This window comes from Anabaena sp. UHCC 0253, from assembly GCF_009712085.1.
Taxonomy (GTDB): Bacteria; Cyanobacteriota; Cyanobacteriia; order Cyanobacteriales; family Nostocaceae; genus Dolichospermum.
Window position 1 is genome coordinate 33,740 of record NZ_VILD01000008.1, and the last position, 21,025, is coordinate 54,764.

The following is a 21,025-nucleotide window of genomic DNA, read 5'->3' on the forward strand; positions in this document are numbered from 1 at the left end:
TCCAAATAGCGCATATTTAATTGCTGGAGATGTCTAATAAATTCTATAGTTAGTTGTAGTTCTGCAAAGGGAAGCTGATATGTTTGGATTAGGATGGCCGGAAGTAGTGATTATTGCTGTAGTCGCAATTTTGATTTTTGGACCAAAGAAAATTCCGGAGATAGGGGGAGTTTTAGGAAAAAGTCTGAAAAATTTCCAAGAAGGCATGAAGAAACCAGATGAAGATCAGTCAGATTTATAGCGATTTACATTTAGGTGAGGTACACACAAGAAAGAATTAACCGCAGATAGAAGATGATAAACGCGGATAAACGCAGATGAGTTTGTACCTTATTAGGCTAGGAAACGCTATATAATTGTCTTGGGGCATAACAGACTTTTTAGGTCTGCGCGAGAAATGTGCATACCTATTGCTGGCAAAGGTTTCTAAGGTTAAGCTTATCATAGTTAAGCAAACTTAAACCAGCGAGTTAAACCAGCATGGAGGAAAATTTAGGCTTTATCCACCTAAGCGTTAACACAATGAGAAATGGTAAGTTTATAACTTATCAATTACGATTGAGCAGTAAATATGGACGCAAGACAATAGGGGTAGGTGGAAATTATTTGACGGCTCTAAATATTGCCAAAACTATTGATGAAGAAATAAATAGACAACTATCCACAGGTAACGATTTGGATATAGCTGCACTCAAATCAATGACTAAAGGTGAATTATCAAGATTTAAAGAGAGTAAGCATAGAAATATCCGTGTAGTAGAGAAAAATGATTTGCAAATGCTATGGAGTAAATACGTTGATTATAATAAAAACGTAAATACCTGGTGTGAAAGCACGATATTGACGACAGTAGCTACAGTGACCTCTATTATCAATAGTTGTCCTGTTCAGAAACTAGAACAAAAAGGTGAACTCGTAAAGTGGTTTTTCAGCGACAAAAACAGATGTCCTAAAACAAGCAAAGATAGATTGAAATGGATAGTTAGTGCTATTGACTGGAATAGCAAGCATGGTAATATCCCTAAAAAATGGGGTATTGAGTACAGAGACTTATTGGAGAGCATAAAGCTTAAAGATATACAGAGAAGCAATTTTCAGGATAATGATAATGAGTTAGATATCTTTTCTGTGAGTGAAGTCTATAGCATTCTAGATGCACTCAAAAATGAAACTTATGTAAGACAGAAAGGTACACACAAACAATACTATTTCTATGTTTATTTCTTGTGGTTAACAGGTTGCAGACCCTCGGAAGCAGTTGCTCTTAAGTGGGAAAATATTGACTTTGAAAAAAATAGAATTAAGTTTTGTGAAAATCAAGTAAATGCAAGCGGGACAATAGTTAAAAAGCAAGGAACTAAAACTGTAGATTTTAGATTTTTCCCAATCAATCAAGAATTGAGAGAGATATTTTCAGTTTTTAACAACCGAACAGGTTATGTTTTTACCAACAAAAACGGTAAATGTATTTCTCAACAGGCTTTAAATGGTGTGTGGAAGAATCTTTTAGCAGCAATGAACCTACGCTACAGAGTGCCTTACCAATTAAGGCATACAATGATAAGTTATCACGCTAACAATGACTACCCTATCCATAAACTTGCAGAGATAGTAGGTAATTCAGAGAAGATAATTAAGGAGTATTACTTGAAGTTGGATATAGAAAAAATATTTTTACCAGATGTAATTAGAGGTGAGTAGCAGCTTTTTTGCTTATCTTGACAACCATATTATTTAAACCTAAATATAGTCCGATGTAGACCTCAGATCCTTATGGCGTAAGGCCGGTGTAGACTTGCTTTGAAGTCTATAAACTCAACCAAAGCATTAAACCAGTTAAACCAAAAAGTTAAACCACAAGCGATCGCTAAAACAGATGTACTAAAGCCTAAAACCCTTACAACACAAGGGAAAATGGAGAGAGGGGGATTCGAACCCCCGAATAAGTCACCCTATTACAGACTTTCCAGGTCTGCGCCTTCAACCACTCGGCCATCTCTCCAGGTGTCACTGATTCATCATCATATAATAGGTTGCGAAAAAAAGCAACTGTTTTCTCAAATAATTTTTCGGTATTCTTGGGTTTAAAGATGCGAGGTTTTTAATCCATTATTCCTATAATAAGGGGTGAAATCCCAAAATCCGAAATTAAGATGGTTGCCACGCATACAATTAGAGTTCACGATCGCAAAACTGGTATATCATATACCCTTAATGTTCCCGAAGACCGTTATATTCTGCACACCGCTGAACATAATGGGGCAGAACTCCCTTTTTCTTGTCGGAATGGGGCTTGTACTACTTGCGCTGTCAGAGTTTTGTCAGGAGATATTTACCAACCGGAAGCTATTGGACTTTCTCCAGATTTACGTCGCCAGGGTTACGCTTTATTATGTGTAAGTTATGCCCGTTCTGATTTGGAACTGGAAACACAGGATGAAGATGAAGTTTATGAACTTCAGTTTGGACGGTTTTTTGGTAAAGGCAGAGTTAAAGCGGGTTTACCCTTAGATGACGACTAAGATTTTTTTTGTGTTGGGGTGGATAAATTGGTTAGCGAGGATGGCTGCTGTATTCCGTCTTCGCGTTTTTATGCCCAAAATAATTATATTAGGGACTTTGTTATTGTTGGTGAGTTGTCAAAGTCAAAACAACTCTGCCATAACCTTGGCTGAGGTAAAAGTAGCAAGGGTTGTGAGTGGACAAAGTTTGGAAGTATTGGGTATGGAGGTACAAACAAATTTAATTTCTCCAGTCCGGTTAATTGGTTTAGATGCACCAGATTTGCGTCAAACCCCATGGGGAGAAGATGGTAAAAAATTGCTAGAAACTTTAATGGGTGGTACAAATCCAACTGTGAATTTGGAATTTGACTTTGAAGCCAAGGATCAATTCAACAGAACTTTAGCTTATGTATGGAAAGATCAAGTGTTATTAAATGAAGAAGTTGTCAAACAAGGATATGCTTTATTTGTAGCGCGATCGCCTAATCACAAATACGACCAACGCCTAGAACGCGCTCAACAATGGGCGAGAATCATGGGAAAAGGTATCTGGAATACTGATAAACCCATGCGTCTAACTCCTGGCGAATTCCGCCGTCTCTATCGTTAAATCCACTGACAACTGACCAATATGCAAATTTTTCTAGATATTGCTACAGAAGCAGCTTTAGCCGCAGGTGTAGTTTTACAAGATTATTTAGGTAAATTAGAAGATGCAATCACCGAAAAAGGCCGTCCTGGTGATTTAGTTACTGCTGCTGATAAGGCTTCGGAACAGGTAATTTTAGAAATATTGCGTCGCCATTTTCCCCAACATTCTATCCTGGCTGAGGAGTCAGGAAAACTGGGAAATCAAGATAATGAATTTCTTTGGGCAATTGATCCTCTTGATGGTACAACCAATTACGCTCATCAATATCCCTGTTTCGCTGTTTCTATTGGGCTATTCATTCAGGGTATGCCAAAAGTAGGTGTAATTTATGATCCTTTCCATAATGAATTATTTCGGGCTGCTGCTGGTTTAGGTGCAACTCGTAACCGTCGCCCTATCCAAGTATCAGAAACAACGGAATTAAGCAAAAGTCTATTGGTAAGTGGATTTGCTTATGATCGTCGAGAAACTGCTGATAATAATTATGCAGAGTTTTGTCATCTGACTCATCTGACTCAAGGTGTGAGACGGGGCGGTTCAGCATCTTTGGATTTAGCTTATGTAGCCTGTGGCAGACTTGATGGTTATTGGGAAAGGGGAATTGCGCCTTGGGACGTTGCTGCTGGTATAATCTTGGTGCAGGAAGCAGGTGGGAAGGTAACTGCTTATGATGGTAGTCCTATTCAAATTGAATCGGGAAGAATTCTCGCTACTAATGGTTATCTTCACGACAGCCTCAGTCAAACACTGATCCAAGTTCCACCTTTATCAACTTGGACATAATTGGTTTTTCAACAACTGATATTAAAGGGTGGAAGATAGAAAGGAAGATCAGGAAAGGTTTTTTATTCTTTCTCTGCAAAACAAAAGAGCTTTAAAGCCAAATTAACCAACTCTCTATTGTCAATTGTCAGTTAATAATAATTAGGGATTGGATGTAAAAAATATAGCCTCTGACCCTAATTGTTACTATTTTCATTGTTCCCTAGACAATTGACCTAGAGAGCCAAGTAAACTAGAAAAAACTCTGCTTGGGTGCGATACTTGTACTATGTCGTTCAAACTAGATTCTGGATTATTTACTTATGATTTCATTGACCATCACGCAGTGTTATGTGTGCCAGTTGATGCAGAAATTAAAGAAGTTCGTAAACGTTATTTGCAAATTGCCCGTCTTCTGCACCCAGATAGTTCTAATGTAGGGGGTGAGCCAGAAAAACAGATTGCTAATCAATTGTTATCAAAATTAGTTAACCCCGCCTATGAGAAGTTATCTCTAGAACGCAATCGTGGGGAATATTTATTAATATTGTCGCAAATAGGTAAGCGGTTGGCACAAGAAGCAGCATCAATTAACCTGAAGACAGAATTAGCCCATGAATTGGTAGCTGCGCCCAATATTAGTATCTCCTATAAAGCGGCGATCGCGAAAATAGCCGAAACTCAATTTAGTGATTTGCAACAATCAGACAAAATTATCGCTCAAGTTAGTGAACTAAATTTAGTTTACCTGATGCGCGTTGCTGGGCAGTCAGTCAGTAAACCTGTTTCTACCCAAATCCAAAATTCTCCTCAAAAATTACCCCCAACTCCTCCACCACCACCAAAAGAAGAGACAGTAGTAGAACAGTACCTGCGTCGCGCCCAAAATTTGTTAGAAAAAAACCAATTGTCTCAAGCCAAAGTAGAATTACAGGATGCCTTAAAGTTAGAACCGAGAAATAGTCATTGCCATAGTTTGATTGCAATGGTATATTTACGGCAAAATCAACTGAAAATGGCAAAAATTCACTTTGATAATGCTCTGAAGTTAGATCCTACTGAAAAAATTGCTTTGGAATGGAAACCCAAGGTAGATAAAGCTTTAGGAAATACAAACAGTGGTTCTCAAGTAAAATCCTCTGCCAAAACTGAAGAGGATATTCCAGAGAAGTCTGGAAATGGCGGTTTGTTTGGTGGTTTGTTTGGCGGGAAGAAAAAATAATGGTGTATCAACCAGCAGCGGGAGCAAGGGATCTATTACCTTTAGATGTGGCGCAAAAACGCTGGATTGAAGATAGATTAGAACAAGTATTTATCCGTTGGGGATATCATCGGATTATTACCTCAACTTTGGAAAGAATGGATACCCTCTTGGCGGGTGAAGCAATTCAGCGCCATAAGGTAGTTCAACTCCAAAATGGTCAAAATGAAGAATTGGGCTTGCGTCCAGAATTGACGGCTTCTATCGCCCGGACAGTGGTAACTCGCATGGCAGATGCGACCTATCCCCACCGACTCTATTACAATGCTAATGTTTTTCGCCGTAATTGGGAAGGCCGCCATAATCGTCAGCAAGAGTATTATCAAGCTGGGGTGGAGTTATTAGGTGCGGGTGGATTATTAGCAAATGCTGAAGTATTGCTGTTGGTAGCAGATTGTTTAACAGCGTTGGATTTACAAGGATGGCAATTAATTTTAGGTGAAGCGGGAATTACTCGCTCCTTACTGAATGCTTTTCCTGCTGAAATCAGAAATCAAGTCCGGACTGCGATCGCTCATCTGGATTATATCACTCTTGATAGATTACCTTTGAGTGCAGAACTACACCAACGCGCTAAAATTATGTTGGATTTGCGGGGTGATAGTCGAGAGGTTTTACAAAAAGTCAGTAGTTTACACTTAGAGCCAGATCAACAAGAGACAATAAATAATCTCAAGTCTCTAGTAGAATTACTAGATGGTAAATTCCCTTTAATCCTTGACTTGAGCTTAATTCAAACCATTGACTATTACACAGGCATTGTTTTTGAAGTAGTTAGTGATACAAATTCCCAAGCCCAAGTTTTAGGAAGTGGTGGTCGTTATGACCAATTACTAGGTTTATATCATCCCCAGGGCGAAAATATTCCTGGTATTGGCTTTGAACTGAATATTGATGATTTATACCAACTTCTAGCATCAAATCAGCAATTACCCCAAGAAATTCCCCCCAGCAATTGGTTAGTAGTCCCAGAAACCACCGATGCTGCGGCTGCGGCTTTTGCTTATGCTCAAAAGTTACGTGATTCTACACATTTAGTTAGAGTAGAAATCGGGCTAGAAAATTTAGATGCAGATGCGATTCGTCAATATGCAAGCGATCGCTCTATTTCCCAAATTGCCTGGATTAAAGCTGATGGTTCACCTACCATTGAAGCTGGATGTTAAGTAGTCGGAGAAAATTAAATTCACTGCTTGAGAGAGGGAACAGGTAACAGAAAAAACTCATGTTTAAACACATAAGATGGAAATAATGACACTGTTTTTTTTGACTGAGCTTTAAACGCACCAACTTTAGTTTCTTATCTGTTCCCTCTTCCCTGTTCCCTGTTCCCTATTTTTGTAATAATTAGTAACAGATAAAAGAGAGGGAATCGGAAAAATGCCACATACCATTGTCACAGAAGTTTGCGAAGGGGTAGCTGATTGCGTAGTTGCTTGTCCAGTCGCTTGTATTCATGAAGGACCAGGGAAAAACGCCAAAGGCACAGATTGGTACTGGATTGATTTTGCTACCTGTATTGATTGTGGCATCTGTCTCCAAGTTTGCCCCGTAGAAGGAGCAATTTTAGCAGCAGAAAGACCAGAATTGCAAAAAATAGTAAATTAGGTGACAGGTGACAGGTGACAGTAGAAGAGAGAATTACCAAATTACCTGTTTCCTGTTCCCTGTTCCCTGTTCCCTGTTCCCTCATATAACAAATGACTAATAACTATTTATTAGAAGTAGAAAACGTCCACGCTGGATATATTAAAGATGTAGATATTTTGCAAGGTGTCAACTTTCACGTTGCAGCAGGAGAATTAGTCACAGTAATTGGTCCTAATGGTGCGGGTAAATCCACTTTAGTAAAAACTATTTTTGGACTTTTGACACCCCATACCGGAACTATTACATTTAAAGATCAGAATTTGGTGGGTTTAAAATCAAATCAAATAGTTCAAAAAGGAATGTCCTATGTTCCCCAAATTGCCAATGTCTTTCCATCTTTAACCATAGATGAAAACTTAGAAATGGGGGCATTTGTCAGAAATATCCCATTGAAACCTCTTAAAGATAAAATATACACTATGTTTCCCAGATTGAGCGATCGCCGTCGTCAACGTGCAGGAACTCTTTCTGGTGGAGAAAGACAAATGTTAGCAATGGGTAAAGCATTAATGTTAGAACCCAGTTTACTGCTTTTGGATGAACCTTCAGCGGCTTTATCACCCATTTTGGTATCTCAAGTATTTGAGCAAATTAAACAAATTAACCAATCGGGGACTGCGATAGTTTTAGTAGAACAAAATGCCCGAAAAGCTTTGGAAATGGCAGATCGTGGTTATGTGTTAGAATCAGGAAGAGATGCTATTTCTGGATCTGGTAGGGAATTATTAACTGATCCAAAAGTGGGAGAATTATATTTAGGTGCTAGTAAGGGACATTAAATAATTATTAAACCGTTTCATCAGCTACTCTCCTATTATCATTAATAATGATATATTCCTGATTAAAATACACAACTTATCAGGAAGATAAATGAGTAGAATTAACGGATTTATAGGTCGGCGTAACTTTTTGAAAGTAGTAGGTTTAAGTAGTTTTAGTATTGCTACTATTACAGCTTGTAATCGGGTAATTGAGCGAAGTGAAGAAACAGTAATTAGTGATACAAAAGTAGATAATCCTCAGCCAGTGAATGCAAATGAAGCTATCAGGCGTTTATTAGCAGGAAACCAAAGATTTGTTAATCAGAAACAACGAAGTTCTCAATTATCACCAGAGAGATTGAAAAAAACTGCTCAAGCACAATATCCTTTTGCAGCCATATTAGGTTGTGCTGATTCTCGTGTTCCCACAGAAACCATTTTTGATCAAGGAATTGGTGATTTATTTGTTGTGCGTGTAGCCGGAAATGTTGCGAATGATGTAGCTATAGGTAGTCTAGAATATTCTACAGCAGTTTTAGGTTCACAGTTGATTGTAGTTTTAGGTCATCAAAATTGCGGTGCTGTGAAAGCAGCAATGCAAACTGAACCTGCACCTGGTAGAATTGGCATAATCATTGAACAGATTAAACCAGCTTTAAGAAATACTAAATTAAACGAGAATAATACTAATAATGCAGTTATAGCTAATATCAACTATCAAATCCAAAAAATGCAAAAAAGTTCAGTAATTTTAGATAAATTAGTTAAAGCAGGTAAGTTAAAAATTATTGGTGCTTTTTACAATTTGGCAACAGGTAAAATTGATTTTATCAATCAATGAATAATTTTTGATGTTGCATAATGGAAGTATGAATTAAGCTCACGCAAAGACGCAAAGGCGCAAAGGTAAGAGTTTTAAACGTTAAAGTCAGAGAAGTAATGAGTATGATATACTTTTCATGAGGGCAGTATGAATTTAGAATATTGAAAATTATTGGGAAATATGACTACACAAACAATATCATCACCGGCAGTATATCAAGGTCAGTTTGGAGAATTTACAATTACCCAGAGCGATCGCCAAAGTGTGATAATTTACCGTACAGGTTTAATGATAGCAGCACTGTGTTTTGCCATTGGTAGCGGTTTAGTCTTATTCTATCCCCAACCTGCGGCAATTCAAGCGATTACCCCTCTCTACACCTGTTTTAGTCTTGCACTGGGTGTCAGTTTATTAACTATTCATATTTATATGGCATCTTTGCACCGAATTCTCCAAGTTTTTTGGGTAATTGGCAGCATTTCGGCATTTATTTTTGGACATGGTGATAGTCAAGCTTTTGCAATTACTGTTTATCAGCAACCCCTAAGTATATTAGGGATTGGTTTTACTTTTGCAGCTTTAACAGGTATTTTTTTCAAAGAAGGTTTTTGTTTCAATCGTTTAGAAACTAAAATCTTAACTCCCCTTGTTCCCTTAGTATTATTAGGACATTTAACAGGAATTTTATCAACTCAAGCAGAACAAGTTTTATTAGGAATTTGGGCGATTTTCTTTTTAATCTTTGCTGTGCGGAAAGTAATCCAAACTATTCCTCCCGATATTGGTGATAAATCTGTATTTGACTATTTGAAAAATCAACATTTAGCAAAGGTTTAATCTAATTGCATAAAATAAAAGTAACCCGTATTTATCTGCGTTTATCTGCGTTCATCTGCGTTCAATCATTCTAAAAATCTTATTCCATGCAGCTTCATCTTAATTTGGTATGTCAAACACAGAAGAACGTAAATATTGGTTAGCTTGGTCACAAATTTCCGGTATTGGTCCCATATTACTGCAAAGATTACAACAGCATTTTGGTAACTTAGAAACAGCTTGGAAAGCTGGTCCGGGGGAATTGCGAAAAGTTGAAGGTTTGGGATTTCAGACATTAGAAAAAATTGTTCAACAAAAATCCCGTTTAAACCCAGAACAACTACTTACCCAACACCAACAAGCAAACCCACTTTTTTGGACACCAGCAGACCCAGAATACCCCCAACTACTGCGAGAAATCCCCAGTCCACCACCGTTGTTATATTATCGGGGTGAAGTTGATTTACAGGAAAATTCAGGAGAAAAACCCTTAGTGGGAATTGTGGGAACTCGTCAACCTACAGAATATGGAATTAAATGGACTCGACAAATTAGCACCGCTTTAGCAAAAAATGGTTTTACCGTTGTTTCTGGTATGGCCGAAGGGATAGATACCGAAAGTCACGCAGCCGCAATGAAAGCGGGAGGAAGAACAATAGCAGTAGTGGGAACAGGTGTAGATGTTATTTATCCCCATAAAAATAGAGATTTATATAAACAGATTTTGACATCTGGAATAGTAATTAGTGAATATCCGGCGAGAACTGCACCCAACCGCACCCATTTTCCCCGTCGAAATCGCATTATTGCTGGTTTAAGCCGTGCATTATTAGTAATGGAAGCACCCATAAAATCAGGTGCATTAATTACTGCTACATACTCTAATGAATTTGGTAGAGATGTTTACGCATTACCGGGAAGAATTGATGATCAACCATCACAAGGTTGTTTAAAATTAATTAGTCAAGGTGCGGGTTTAATTAATCAAGAACTCAGTGAATTATTAATTATGTTGGGAGCAATTCCCCAAATAGATATAGAAACACCAATAGTTAAATCTGTTCCTATCCCTAATTTACCACCAGAATTACAACAGGTTATAGATACCTTGTCTATTGATGCTTTATCGTTTGATTTTATTATTCAAAAAACAGGTATGGATGCTGGTTTAGTTTCCAGTTCTTTATTGCAATTGGAACTCATGGGTTTAGTTACCCAACTTCCTGGAATGCGATATCAAAAATGTTAAGAAAGCTGGGAAACTTAGAAAATTTAGTCGAATAATGATTCTAAATCTCGATAACCACTAGCAATACGAGTAATATTAATTTCCATTTTCTCTTCTTGAGGATAGTAAAATATGATGTAGTCATCAACAACAAAACCACGCAGATTTTTTGCTAGTCTTCCATAACTTTTACCCATACTTGGAAAACTAGCAACTAATTTACACTTACTTCTAATTTTATCAAAAAGTTGACTAGCAGCTTTGGGATTACTATTACCAAGATACTCACAAATTTCTTCTAAATCTTGAATAGCTTCATCAGAAAATGAGTATTTACCCATTGTCTAATTCCTCTTCTATCTGTTTAATTTTTGCTTGTAGTCTAGCAAAAACCACCTCACCGTCTGTTACTTGTCCATTATGAATTTGTTCAGTTCCTACTGCTATTTTTTCCCTTAGTTCCTCTAATCTTCTTTCTCTACCCAGCAGTAAATTAAAAGCCTCATTTACTGCATCTTCTATATTTTCAAATCTACCTGTGGCAATATAAGCTTGTATTAATTCCTCTGTTTCCGGGTTGAGTTGAATATTCATGATATGTTCTCCATTTGATAGATAGCCTTAAAGCTGTTCTAACAACAAATTCACATTTTTTCTGCAACAGATTGGAATTTTGAATTGTTTTATTGGGGTGGGTAATATTGTGGAGTTGTTATAGGAGGTGGATAAGCGCCTACAGGTGGATTATTAACCATCCCATTAGGTGCAATTGGATTCATGAGCGGTGGTTGAATAGGTTGCTGAATTAAGGGTTGAACAGGTGGTTGATAATTTGTAGAATTATTTGGTGTAACTGTGGCTTGGCTAAAGTGTTGGTAAGCAGCACTAGAAATAGAACTAATTAATTTTCCCGCACGAGGATCATTATGGGGACGTTGTACCATGATAGCGGCGATATAACGCTTACCAGTGGGGACATCCACTAAACCCGCATCTCCTAACATTGTGCCAATATCACCTGTTTTGTGGTAAGCACTTGCTCCTTTTCCTAAACCAGCAGGTAAGAGATTATCCCGTTGAGTGCGACTCATGATATTAAGTATTAAATCACGCGATCGCATACTCACAACACTACCTTGATTCACCATTGAGATTAAATTTCCCAATTCTCTGGGACTGGTAGTATTAGTTCCTGGTAAATCTGGGAGAGGATTACGAATCATCGTCGTAGTCAATCCCCAACTGCGAAAACGCCCATTGAGTACCTCTTGTCCACCTAATTTAGCAATTAGCATATTTGTGGCGGTATTGTCGCTAATTGTCATCATTTTCGTAGCTACATCAAGAGCAGTGTACTTACTGTCTGGGGGTTGATATTGCATATTTCCCGAACCCCCAGCAATCATCTCTTTTTCCAGAGTTAACATTTCATCCAAGCGGATTTTACCAGCATCTACATCTTGGAAAAAAGCAATCAAAATGGGGATTTTAATGGTACTGGCAGCAGCAAAACTAGCATTACTATTAATATCTACATAACCACCATTATCTAAGTCTAATAAAAACACACCTGGAATGAGATCAGCGTTAGTTGTAGAGAGAGTTTGCAGAGTATTTTTTAAAGGTGCAATTTCCTGGGAAAGATATAAGCTGGTATTCTGAGATTGAGTTGCTGCTTGAGATGGTTTAGTTCCAGATACAGACGCAACTGAACTGATGCGATTAGCGGGGTCTAGGACTGACAAGAACGTGCCAACGATCGCACCCACACCTATCCCTACAATCAACAACCGCAAGGCATATAACATGGTTCTAGCCATGGGTTTTAACCTGGTCTTGCGTGATCCCCTTCTTTCTATTTTCGGCTTTTCTATACGTACAGTTTTTAACCTCACCGTTCCTGGTGGGGAAAGTTGAGTATTCTTCCTAACTTTGGGTATGGGTTTAACTCCTGGTGGCATCATCACCCGTGATGGTGGTCTTCGCCCCCCAGTCGCTATAGGAACAGGACTGTTATGATTATTTATACGTATTAATGTTGCAGCTTCTCTTTGGCTAGAAACTGGCTGTTGACTAATAACTTTTTTCTGTCCTGTCTTGGAGACTGGACGCTTACGCCGGCGACGCTGTACAGGTTGCCTTCGTGATAGAGGTATGAGTTTGTCACTTGATTCTGACATAGCTACTCCTTGTCACCTTCGACCCAGATTTTTAATTGATGCACCACTCTACTCAGTCTACCTTGGGGGACTAAGTAGTATTTTCGTATCCAGTTTACGCTATATTTGTATTTTTGGGTAATAACTGGGTATTTAATTATCCATTTTGTTAGTTATCTTGTTGTGCTGATTAATTGCCCATTCTACCTGCCGTAAAATCCCCCGTAACATTCCTACCTCGGCAGTTTGTAAATATGCCCGGTTATATAGGTGGCGAAATTTTTCCATGCGACTAGCTGCGGTATGAGGATAAAGATAACCAATGGAAAGCAATAAAGATTCCAATTGTTGATAATAAGCTTCTATTGCATCTAAAGGAGCAATTTCTGTGGGTGTGATATTTTGATCTGTGTATAAGTCTATAGATTGCGACAATTCATAACAACAAATAGAAACCGCAGTAGCTAAATTTAAAGATGGATATTCTGGATTAGTGGGAATAAAAACTAATTTGTGGGCATAATTTATTTCTTCATTAGTTAATCCCCGATCTTCTCTACCAAAAATTAAAGCTACAGGTTTTTCTGCGGCCGCTAATAGCCAGGGTAAAGCCATGCGGGGGGTTTCTAAAGGTATTTCTCCACTGTATTCACGCCCCATGGTAGCGATCGCTCGCACACATCCTTGCAATGCTTCTGGTAATGTCTTGACTATCAGCGCCGATTCTAAAATATCTTTACCATGAACCGCCATTTTTACAGATTCTAAAGATGAGCGATCGCATTGAGGATTTACTAATATTAATTGAGATAAGCCAAAATTTTTCATCACCCTGGCTACTGAACCTACATTCAACGGACCCGCTGGTTCTACTAATACTATTCTGATTCCAGCCAATCCCATATTTTACCTCTATAGAGTATCCTTTCGGACTATTTTACTCGGATTTCTCACAAGTCACGGAGTAATGAACCACGAAGAAGCGTTCGCGGAGCGTCTCGGAGAGATAGAACACGAAGGAAAGAGAGTTTGAGAGATATTTTGCGTTAGGTGGCTGAGTGTTTTTTTATTTGAAAGTCTCTAAGTCCTCACCTCCTCATCTGCCCAGATGTGTCAAAATAAAGAATTGTAATAAAAAATATTGTTAAGGAAATTTAGTGACTTCAACTGCTCAAGCTAGTGCGAGTGCGCGTCGTGCGGTCTTTCCATTTACAGCCATCGTCGGCCAAGAAGAAATGAAACTGGCGCTGCTGTTAAATGTCATTGACCCCAAAATTGGTGGTGTAATGATTATGGGCGATCGCGGCACCGGCAAATCTACAACTATCCGCGCCTTGGCGGACCTCTTACCAGAAATCTCTGTTGTCGCCAATGACCCCTTCAACAGTGACCCCAATGACCCGGACTTAATGAGTGATGAAGTTCGTCAACAAGTCGCCCAGGGTATGGAAATTCCCATCGCTCACAAAAAGGTGCAAATGGTAGATTTACCATTGGGCGCTACCGAAGACCGGGTTTGTGGGACAATTGACATTGAAAAGGCTTTATCTGAAGGTGTGAAAGCTTTTGAACCCGGACTACTAGCCAAAGCCAACAGAGGCATTCTCTACGTTGATGAGGTCAACTTGTTAGATGACCACTTAGTAGACGTACTCCTCGATTCTGCTGCTAGTGGTTGGAACACCGTGGAACGGGAAGGGATTTCTATCCGTCACCCAGCCAGGTTTGTTCTCGTCGGTTCGGGAAACCCAGAAGAAGGGGAACTCCGTCCCCAACTCCTCGACCGTTTTGGAATGCACGCGGAAATTCACACTGTCAAAGAACCAGCTTTGCGGGTACAAATTGTGGAAGAACGGGGCGAATTTGACCAAAATCCTCCTGAATATTTACAAAAACACACAACCCCCCAAGAAGCATTACAACAGCAAATTGTCAATGCTCAGGAATTATTACCACAAGTTAATTTAGACTATGATTTTCGGGTAAAAATTTCCGAAGTTTGTTCAGAATTAGATGTGGATGGTTTGCGGGGTGATATCGTTACTAACCGCGCTGCTAAAGCCTTAACTGCGTTTGAAGGACGGACAGAAGTTACAGTAGACGATATCCGTCGGGTAATTACTTTATGTCTGCGTCACCGTCTGCGGAAAGACCCCCTAGAATCCATTGATACTGGCTATAAAGTGGAAAAGGTCTTTTGTCGCGTTTTTGGTGTTGAACCACCAGAAGATGCTACACAGAAAAACGGTGCAGGGATGAAAGCCGGCGTTCGTTAGTTAATATAAATGTGAGTCAGTGGTTAGTATTTATTTTATTGACCACTGACAACTGACAACTGACCACTGACTATTAACAAATTATGAGAACCTGGAATTTTTGGTTAAATAGCTTGATTTTATCTAGTCAATATCATCCGCCACGATTTGTAGAATTATTAATGTTGACATTAGCGATCGCAATGTTAACAATTTCTACAATTATACCAGATCCGCCTTACATAATATTAGGTTTAAGTCTTGTAGTTGGCGCATCAACTTCTATTTTAGTCCGAGAATCAATCTCTCCCAATGAACACAGTCACATAGTTTTCACTCAACAACGCATCACCCAATTTACAGCATTACTCCTATTAGGAATTAGCATTTACGGTTTTGCAGATTTAATTCACACACTCTAAGTTTTCTCGGTGCATCATCCTTTACATTAAACTTTCAGGATCAATTCCTAATTTTTTTAACATCTCTGCTAATTTCTGAGCTTTTTCTTCAGATTCTAAACGTTTTCTTTCAGATTCTAACTGTTTTCTTTCAGATTCTAAACGTTGTTCTTCACTTTGTAAAATCCGTTCTTCCGGTGTTAAAAATCTTTTTCCCTGTTCATCAAACCAATATAACCATTCCCTAGTTATTCCTTGATAAGTTCCTTTTTCTTTTCCAATTCCTAACCCTATTTCTGGTAGCCAAACGGGATTTCCTGGGATTAAAACATATTCACCATTCATTAATTTATAAACTTCCAAAGATTCTTTTCTCTTCCGTTGGGGATTATAAACAACATAATATAAAATTCCCAATTCTTGAGCATACATTTCTTTTTTAGTAGTATATTCTCCCCTATAGGTTTGAGATACCACTTCTAATACTAAAGTTGGTAATTTCTGCTCTTCCCATAATACATAACTAGGACGTAAACCCTCATCAATAAATCTAGGAATCCCAAGACTTAAAAATCCATCTGGGACTATCGACGGTTTATTTGGATCATAATATACTCCCATATCTACGCCAAAAAACCAATCCCATCTTTGCGACCAGATTAAGGCTAACATGGCTTTTAATAAACCGGGAATTAAATCTTGTAGTTCGTTATCCACTGGTGTGTCGTCAGAGTCGGGTAATTCTTCAGATGAAGGTAAACAATGTAAGGGGTTGTATTTTAGCATGATTGATGCTACCAAATCTAGTTATATTATAATCCAGATCCCCGATCTTCTAACAAAAATATATCATTTATTTACAAAATGAATATAGCGGTATGCACTTGAGTGAGATACAGTCAGCTAATCGCAAACTCTGTAGGGGCGAAGGGTCTGCGCCCTCGATTGTATTGCATCCTAGCGATAACCGCTATAAAGAAGTCGGGGATATTTTTATCCTGTAATTATCGCTTTTTCTTCTTCAGTTAAACCATATAATTTATAAACAATTTCATCAATTAACCAATCACATTGTTTTAGTTGCTTTTTGATTGGTAAGAGTGTATTTAAACTTGATTGATATTCTTTTTCTAATGTTTCTTGTTCTTTTCTCGCGGTGGGATCTATTTTTAGTTTTTTCTGATTTTTCTTGAGGATACTAATTAATTCATCAAAGGTTAAATGGTTATTTACTTGGTTTTGTTTATAATAATCACCTAAATAATTTTGAATTTTCGATTTATTAGTAAGATTATCAATATCAGCACCGATAAATCTTTCTAACCATGTTAAAAAGCCTTTGATTTCAGTTTGTTTTTGTTTATTTAATTCTATCATTTGTTCTGCTAAATATGCGAGGAAATTATGAATTACATCTGCTTCTGATAGTTGTTGATTTAGGTGATGATCAATTTGGGTAAGTAAAATATCTGGTTGATGATTGATTTGATATTGTTGGTAAAGGTTGATTGTATTTTCTAAATATTCTTGGCGTTTTTCTGGGGAAGTTGTAAAGGAAATTTTAGGAACTGGTATTCTTGATAAATAAATAACTTTAACTTCAGCAAAAGGCTTACCAACCATCTGGAAATTTTTCTTTTGATACCACCATTTAATATAAAAAGAATTTAATATTGATAACAAAAAATAATCAGAAACATTACTCTCTTCTTTTTTGATGAGACAATGTACAGAGTTTTGACAAATTCTGAAATCACAATCAATACTTGCAATAATTAAATCGTCAGTGCGTCGAACTATGATTTTTTGATTTCTAAATATACTTTCATTTCTTGGTGCAGCTAACCATGTACCATATTTAACATAAATAAGATCATTTTTAATTGCATATTTTTGTATATCTCCACCTGTAATTATGGGTTCAAAATCTGGTAGTAAGTTATTTGATGTATATGGTTTTTCCTTCAAAATTAACGGTGTTTGAGGGGGATTACCTTTTCCTTTTTCGTATAATTTTGTACCTGCATATATATTTACTAATTCTTCTAACTTAATACCTTGATTAGTAGACTTGTTCAAAATATTAATTTCTTCCATATTTAAATAATAATCAATCACATATCCTTCATTTAAAAACCATTCAGATGTCAAACGAGAATATTTAGAAATTATTTCTTGATTCGCAAAATTTAAAACTTCTGTATTTTCAGAACTATTAATATTTTTAGAAACTATTAAAGCAGCAGTTTCTACAATTGCATCTTGAAAAGCTGATCTAAATTCAGCTATTTTAATTAATTGCGTGGTTTGTAAAATTAATTTTCTAAACTCACAACCACTTTCTAGAGTCATCCATGTATTAGGAGTAATTAAGCCTATAGTACCAATTTTGGAAATTATATTTAATGATAATTCAATAAAAAATAGATAAATATCTTTGGAAGTGACAGTATTACTAATATATTGTAATTTAGCACTTGTATAGTCTTTATACGTTGATCCATAAGGTGGATTTCCAATCACAGCATCAAAACCGGGATTTTCTTTCCAACTTGCATTTTCTAAATCAATAAAAACCTCTGGAAATTCTAAATCCCAATGAAAAAACCGCTTTTCTTCAAACAACTTTCTCGCATCTTCATATACCGCAATATCAGCAGCATTCATATTTCCAGGGTTAGCATTAATCGCATTAGTACCATAAACCCGTAAAAAATGATCAGCACGTTTCAACCCAAAATATTTAGAAACATAAATATCTAATAATCGTTTATAAGGTTTCGCAGCTTTATCAAACTCCTTAAATAATCTTTCGCTAGTTTCTACCTCCGCAAAAGTTGCATCACTTAACGTACTCACACCGCGCATAATTTCCGCAGCACGTAATAACCCCACAAATGGACCAGTTAATAAATTTAATTGTCCACTTTCTTCCTTTACCATATTTGCTTCTGCTTCTCGCGCAGTCGTACCAATCAGCGAATTACCGCAACGCAAATGATGATCTAAAAAACTTAAAGGTGCGCCAATTGTGAAAGAATGTAACCATAAACTCACCTTTGCTAATTCTACCGCCATTGGGTTCAAATCCACACCATAAATACAGCGTTTCATTACCACCCGTTGCAAAAGTTGAGTATCTTCTAACTTATTGACATCAATAGTAATTCCCTGTTGTTGTAAATTTGCTAAAATGCTTTCGCGGGTTTTTGATAACATATCTAAAACCGGATTATGTTCAGGATATTCATTTAAAATAATGATTAATTCATCTGTAAAATAATCAACGGCTTCCACTAAAAAATGTCCGCTTCCCATAGCAGGATCACATATTTTAATATCCAGTAGAGTATTTGTACTTTTTCTTTCTAAACGTTGTAAATCTTTTTGTAACCCGTTACGACTTTGTACTCCTAATCTACCATCTGCCATTTTTTCATGTAATTGGCTAATTTGCGTCATTAAATCCGCAAATTTTTGTTTTCTCTCCTCTAAAATCGGTTTGAGAGTATGACTAACAATGTATTTAACAATATAATCTGGTGTGTAATAAGAACCCGTTGCTTTTCGTTCACCTTTATCATTTGCTAAATGGACTTTTCCGGTATTTCCATCTTCAATAACTAAGCGATATTCTAATAAACCTTCATAAATCGAACCCAATTGTCGCACACCTAAAAAGCTGTAGTCAATGGGAAGTTTTTCAAACCGTGCTAATTTATCCAAAGCTGGAAATAAGACAGCATCAGATAATTGATGTTCATACAGAAAATAATTATCTGGATAATCTTTGATATCTTCAGTTTCATGAAAATCAAAATGAAATAAACCACCATTATAACGAGGTACTTCTAAAGCTGCATCACCTCTATCTACTATTTCAAATAAACCTAATAAACTCTTATAAATCTTTGTCGAAGTTTTACTTAATGTTCTTTTTTTATCAACGCTTTCCGCTATTTCTTGAGTAATTTTAATCAAACTATAATCACGGTAAGCGGTGGTAATTGGTAATAAATTTCTGGCTTCGGCATATAATAGAAATAACAACTTATATAAAAATGATAAAGTAGCTGCATAAACCTGTTTTGGTTCTACAGTTTTTCCCCGTCGCATTGCGTCTGCAACAAAACCCCCTGCTAAGTCAGGAAATATCTGATCAAATACTAACGTTTTTAATTCGTTTCCTACTTGAGTCGCATAAGTTGTACTTCCTTCTCTGACTCTTTCTAAAAAGTTTTTATTGTAGCTGTCTTTTTCAAAAGCCGCACTTCTAAAAAATAACCAAAAGTATTTGAATTTCTCTAAATCTTCAGTTTCTAATAATTCTACCAAATCAATGGGATAAAATTCCGTTGCGGTTGAAGATGCTTGACGATAATATAAACGCCATTCTCTACCATTGGTTAAAATTCCCCAATCAACTCCTGTACCTGTGAGATAACTAGAAATCTGAAAAGATGGGTTTTCGTTCTTAAAAATATCCCGTTTATCATTAGCAGAAACTTTACTTAATGGTCTTTCCCAATATTTAGCTTCTGCTATTACTAATACTTTACCATAAAAAGCAGTTTCATTATTTTGAAAAGAGTAAGCTATATCCCTTTCACTTTCATTTGCAAACAACGCATAATCAGGGCGTTCGGCTCTACCTTTCCCACGAGTAACCACTTGAGGAATATTAGAAAACCCTAAAATATCTAATACGGGTTTAATAAATACATCTTCAGTTTGAGCTTCATTGAGAGTAGATAAAATTGCTATTTTTGATAAAAAAAGCTTTTTTAATTGCTCAAAATCTGAAGTAATATCTAATTGCCATTCTGGAGATTCTTGAATCCGATAGTCTAAATAATGTTGAGAGAATAATGGTTTATTGATATTTTTTGAATCTATCATAATTTCAACTCCAAAATAATGTATATAGATCTACTAAATCTTAAATAGGATTTTCTGATCATATCAAGTAAGTAACTAAACAAAAATAACTCAACTTAGATTAAGTAATGTAAAAAAGATTGAGATGATTTGGTAGTAAGGGCTTCAGCCCTTAAATGAGGACTAAAGTCCTCACTACAAACCTGGGTTCATATTGTACCTACATCAATTCCCTTTTCTTGCAACTTTGTTAATAATTCTTGATACTGTTGAATAGCTATTTCCTTTTCTTGACGTTCTTGTTTAGCAAGTTGATCAAATTCCACAGATGTGAGAAACTTATTACCATCAGGATAATAAATTTCTAAATTATCAGATGTAATTTGAAAACGTATCCCCAATCTTGGACTTACCCAATTATAAATATCTTCAATAGCTACAAAACCATCTTCAGAATGCACAAAACCGGATAATTCTAAAGTATCAGGATCATAAATATAATATTCTTCCACTCCATAACGTTGATAAAAAAGCGACTTATTAATCATCGCTGAAGTTCTATTTCCTAGAGATAAAATTTCAAAAACTACTTGAGGAGGAATATTATTCTCTTTCCACTGTTGATATGAACCTCTATCTCCCTTTGGTCTACCAAAAACTACTAATACATCAGGTGCTTGACGAATTTTCGGATTTCCCTCGACAGGATACCATAGTAAATCACCAGCAATAAATACATCTGAATTTGATGCAAATAATATTTCTAAATTTTCTTTAATTTTAACAATCCATTGATATTGTTTGGTATTATCTGCCATTGGTTGACCGTCGCTGTCAGGGTAGATGATTTCTGGTGTGGTTTCTGCTGATAATTG

Annotated in this window: 21 protein-coding genes and 1 tRNA gene; 14 read left to right on the plus strand and 8 right to left on the minus strand. The window is 36.8% G+C overall.

All coding sequences use genetic code 11. The annotated features are described in order from the left end of the window. Window positions 1–79: 79 nt before the first annotated feature. Together tatA and FJR38_RS20165 are read left to right on the plus strand one after the other, a co-directional pair. Window positions 80–241 (plus strand): twin-arginine translocase TatA/TatE family subunit, encoded by a 162-nt coding sequence (tatA, locus tag FJR38_RS20160; protein ID WP_168539041.1) that lies wholly within the window; start codon window positions 80–82, stop codon window positions 239–241. A gap of 239 nt (window positions 242–480) precedes the next feature. Continuing rightward, entirely contained in the window at window positions 481–1,701 is a 1,221-nt protein-coding gene (locus tag FJR38_RS20165; protein ID WP_168539043.1) for a site-specific integrase, read from the plus strand. 214 nt (window positions 1,702–1,915) lie between these two features. On the opposite strand, the gene FJR38_RS20170 is transcribed toward FJR38_RS20165, so the two are convergent. Beyond that, window positions 1,916–2,002, minus strand: a tRNA-Ser gene (locus tag FJR38_RS20170). A 151-nt stretch (window positions 2,003–2,153) separates the two neighbouring features. Between FJR38_RS20170 and FJR38_RS20175 the strand changes: the two genes are divergently transcribed. The 10 genes from FJR38_RS20175 to dprA all read left to right on the plus strand — a co-directional run bounded on the left by FJR38_RS20175 (window position 2,154) and on the right by dprA (window position 10,478). Continuing rightward, the gene (locus FJR38_RS20175) at window positions 2,154–2,522 is read left to right on the plus strand and encodes a 2Fe-2S iron-sulfur cluster-binding protein (RefSeq protein WP_168492096.1); all 369 of its coding nucleotides are present in this window, start codon (window positions 2,154–2,156) and stop codon (window positions 2,520–2,522) included. Window positions 2,523–2,562: 40 nt separating this feature from the next. Continuing rightward, on the plus strand, window positions 2,563–3,114 hold the full coding sequence (locus FJR38_RS20180; RefSeq protein WP_254449523.1) for a thermonuclease family protein: 552 nt from the start codon (window positions 2,563–2,565) through the stop codon (window positions 3,112–3,114). Between the two features lie 12 nt (window positions 3,115–3,126). After that, a complete protein-coding gene (locus tag FJR38_RS20185) occupies window positions 3,127–3,939 on the plus strand; it encodes an inositol monophosphatase family protein (RefSeq protein WP_168492156.1) in 813 nt (270 codons plus the stop codon). A 268-nt stretch (window positions 3,940–4,207) separates the two neighbouring features. Further along, window positions 4,208–5,140 (plus strand): DnaJ domain-containing protein, encoded by a 933-nt coding sequence (locus FJR38_RS20190; RefSeq protein ID WP_168539047.1) that lies wholly within the window; start codon window positions 4,208–4,210, stop codon window positions 5,138–5,140. After that, window positions 5,140–6,345, plus strand: coding sequence for an ATP phosphoribosyltransferase regulatory subunit (locus FJR38_RS20195; protein WP_168492089.1), 1,206 nt, complete (start codon window positions 5,140–5,142; stop codon window positions 6,343–6,345). The genes FJR38_RS20190 and FJR38_RS20195 overlap by 1 nt, the downstream gene beginning before the upstream one ends. Before the next feature lie 214 nt (window positions 6,346–6,559). After that, window positions 6,560–6,787 (plus strand): ferredoxin family protein, encoded by a 228-nt coding sequence (locus FJR38_RS20200; protein WP_168492087.1) that lies wholly within the window; start codon window positions 6,560–6,562, stop codon window positions 6,785–6,787. 92 nt (window positions 6,788–6,879) lie between these two features. Then, the gene (locus FJR38_RS20205) at window positions 6,880–7,608 is read left to right on the plus strand and encodes an ABC transporter ATP-binding protein (protein WP_168492085.1); all 729 of its coding nucleotides are present in this window, start codon (window positions 6,880–6,882) and stop codon (window positions 7,606–7,608) included. 91 nt (window positions 7,609–7,699) lie between these two features. Further along, the gene (locus tag FJR38_RS20210) at window positions 7,700–8,431 is read left to right on the plus strand and encodes a carbonic anhydrase (protein ID WP_168492084.1); all 732 of its coding nucleotides are present in this window, start codon (window positions 7,700–7,702) and stop codon (window positions 8,429–8,431) included. A gap of 162 nt (window positions 8,432–8,593) precedes the next feature. After that, the gene (locus tag FJR38_RS20215; RefSeq protein ID WP_168492082.1) at window positions 8,594–9,250 is read left to right on the plus strand and encodes a DUF2301 domain-containing membrane protein; all 657 of its coding nucleotides are present in this window, start codon (window positions 8,594–8,596) and stop codon (window positions 9,248–9,250) included. A gap of 109 nt (window positions 9,251–9,359) precedes the next feature. Further along, on the plus strand, window positions 9,360–10,478 hold the full coding sequence (dprA, locus tag FJR38_RS20220; protein WP_168492080.1) for a DNA-processing protein DprA: 1,119 nt from the start codon (window positions 9,360–9,362) through the stop codon (window positions 10,476–10,478). 23 nt (window positions 10,479–10,501) lie between these two features. On the opposite strand, the gene FJR38_RS20225 is transcribed toward dprA, so the two are convergent. The 4 genes from FJR38_RS20225 to FJR38_RS20240 all read right to left on the minus strand — a co-directional run bounded on the left by FJR38_RS20225 (window position 10,502) and on the right by FJR38_RS20240 (window position 13,519). Continuing rightward, complete coding sequence (locus FJR38_RS20225; protein ID WP_168492078.1) at window positions 10,502–10,798, minus strand: type II toxin-antitoxin system RelE/ParE family toxin; 297 nt, start codon at window positions 10,796–10,798, stop codon at window positions 10,502–10,504. Continuing rightward, window positions 10,791–11,051, minus strand: coding sequence for a type II toxin-antitoxin system ParD family antitoxin (locus FJR38_RS20230; protein WP_168492077.1), 261 nt, complete (start codon window positions 11,049–11,051; stop codon window positions 10,791–10,793). Before FJR38_RS20230 ends, FJR38_RS20225 begins: the two co-directional genes overlap by 8 nt. An 89-nt stretch (window positions 11,052–11,140) precedes the next feature. Continuing rightward, a complete protein-coding gene (locus FJR38_RS20235; protein ID WP_168492076.1) occupies window positions 11,141–12,637 on the minus strand; it encodes a serine hydrolase in 1,497 nt (498 codons plus the stop codon). Between the two features lie 132 nt (window positions 12,638–12,769). Then, window positions 12,770–13,519, minus strand: coding sequence for an RNA methyltransferase (locus FJR38_RS20240; protein WP_168492075.1), 750 nt, complete (start codon window positions 13,517–13,519; stop codon window positions 12,770–12,772). Between the two features lie 254 nt (window positions 13,520–13,773). Here FJR38_RS20240 and bchI point away from each other — a divergent pair, with 254 nt between their 5' ends. Both bchI and FJR38_RS20250 read left to right on the plus strand, forming a co-directional pair. Beyond that, the gene (gene bchI / locus FJR38_RS20245; protein WP_168492074.1) at window positions 13,774–14,892 is read left to right on the plus strand and encodes a magnesium chelatase ATPase subunit I; all 1,119 of its coding nucleotides are present in this window, start codon (window positions 13,774–13,776) and stop codon (window positions 14,890–14,892) included. A gap of 83 nt (window positions 14,893–14,975) precedes the next feature. Further along, window positions 14,976–15,293: a hypothetical protein gene (locus tag FJR38_RS20250; protein ID WP_168492073.1), complete on the plus strand. Its 318-nt coding sequence runs from the start codon at window positions 14,976–14,978 to the stop codon at window positions 15,291–15,293. A 21-nt stretch (window positions 15,294–15,314) separates the two neighbouring features. On the opposite strand, the gene FJR38_RS20255 is transcribed toward FJR38_RS20250, so the two are convergent. From FJR38_RS20255 to FJR38_RS20265, 3 genes are all read right to left on the minus strand, one after another. Next, on the minus strand, window positions 15,315–16,058 hold the full coding sequence (locus tag FJR38_RS20255; RefSeq protein ID WP_168539296.1) for a Uma2 family endonuclease: 744 nt from the start codon (window positions 16,056–16,058) through the stop codon (window positions 15,315–15,317). A gap of 207 nt (window positions 16,059–16,265) precedes the next feature. Continuing rightward, complete coding sequence (locus FJR38_RS20260; RefSeq protein WP_168539049.1) at window positions 16,266–20,171, minus strand: Eco57I restriction-modification methylase domain-containing protein; 3,906 nt, start codon at window positions 20,169–20,171, stop codon at window positions 16,266–16,268. 188 nt (window positions 20,172–20,359) lie between these two features. Then, a partial coding sequence (locus tag FJR38_RS20265) for a Uma2 family endonuclease (RefSeq protein WP_168539051.1) occupies window positions 20,360–21,025 on the minus strand: 666 nt, incomplete at its 5' end.